Source organism: Olivibacter sp. XZL3 (genome assembly GCF_004368405.1).
Classification (GTDB): Bacteria; Bacteroidota; Bacteroidia; order Sphingobacteriales; family Sphingobacteriaceae; genus Olivibacter.
In genome coordinates this window covers 1-1,270 of record NZ_SBJH01000034.1, presented here as the reverse complement: position 1 = coordinate 1,270, position 1,270 = coordinate 1, and the positions used below count along the sequence as shown (strand labels likewise).

Annotated in this window: 1 protein-coding gene; it reads right to left on the bottom strand. The window is 34.3% G+C overall.

Going from position 1 to position 1,270, the window contains the following annotated elements; genetic code table 11:
* Positions 1-208: 208 nt before the first annotated feature.
* Positions 209-730 (bottom strand): tetratricopeptide repeat protein, encoded by a 522-nt coding sequence (locus EPX21_RS08545; RefSeq protein ID WP_134089253.1) that lies wholly within the window; start codon positions 728-730, stop codon positions 209-211.
* Positions 731-1,270: the final 540 nt, after the last annotated feature.

Genomic DNA, 1,270 nt, shown 5'->3' with positions numbered 1-1,270 from the left:
CCCACATTCCAACAGGATAGCAATAGCAATTCTGATTGGAATTTTTTAGTTTTGGATGTAGCTAGCTAAGGGAAGACTACAGAAATACAAAGAAGACGGTGGATTACCTTTTGACACAATTTTGAATATTATCGATCAAATAAGATAACTTCTAACAACAAAATACCAGACCGGTTAGGAATGTCCCCTTTATTATTAATCAACTACACTATTGTGAAGGGATATCGACTAGCAATCTATTGGCTTGCTCCCTAAGCGTATTTAAGGAATTATGATTTTTTGAAAGGTCCATTACTTGCTGGAGGTACAACTTTGCCTCGTGATAGTGCTTCTGCGTAAGGCAAATTTTTCCAATAAAAAAAAACGAACGAACTCTCTTATCTAAAAATTTAGCATCCTCTTCTGTAAGTACTATAACTCTTTCAAAATCCATTATAGCATGTTGAAAAGACCCCATATCGTGATACGCCAAGCCTCTTAAATATAGACTTTGAACGTCATTGGGATTATTCTCTAATGTTATATTGTGTAAAGCTAGTTCAGCTTCTTTCGGTATAAAACTTGTCAATGGATCTCTATTTCTCATACTGACTAAGAAATCCTTTTCAAAATTACCGATATTTGAATCGACATACCCTTGTTCTCCTGCCTTTCTTGAACTACGCCCAATCAAGAATAAGATGATAACTAGGAGAACGGCGCATGTTAAAATAGAAAGAATAATGTACATCTTTTTTTCCCAAAGATAATCAACACATCTATTCCGTGGAAATGCAATTTGAATCTGATATCATTAGTCAAGAATGGGCCAAGATAACGAGCGGATTTTTTCTTTCGTATATTACTAATTGTGGGAAGCGGTCAACCGTTCACTAGCTGTTGCTTAAAACCGTCGATTAATGAAACACTAATTAGCTCAACAATATTATAATAGTTCGCTACTGCAGTAAATTAACTACTAGTGCGTTTCTATTATTCATATGTCCAAGCGCTACCCGATATATTAAGGTTTTGTTTAATAACGTCCCCAAAAACAAATTCTTTTGGTCCAATTTGTTTAATCTTAAATATACCGGCCTTTATCAAAGTAAGTTGATTGGTGTCAATACACCGTTTATTGAGTACTACATTATAACCTACAGGGCTTGGTGTGGCTTGTATTCCTTTTACACTATGGTATAATAAACCGTTGTACGTCTTCAAACTAAATTAGACACATTAGGATGAAACCTTAAGGAGACTTTCGAGTTATAAATTTATTAATTTTTGT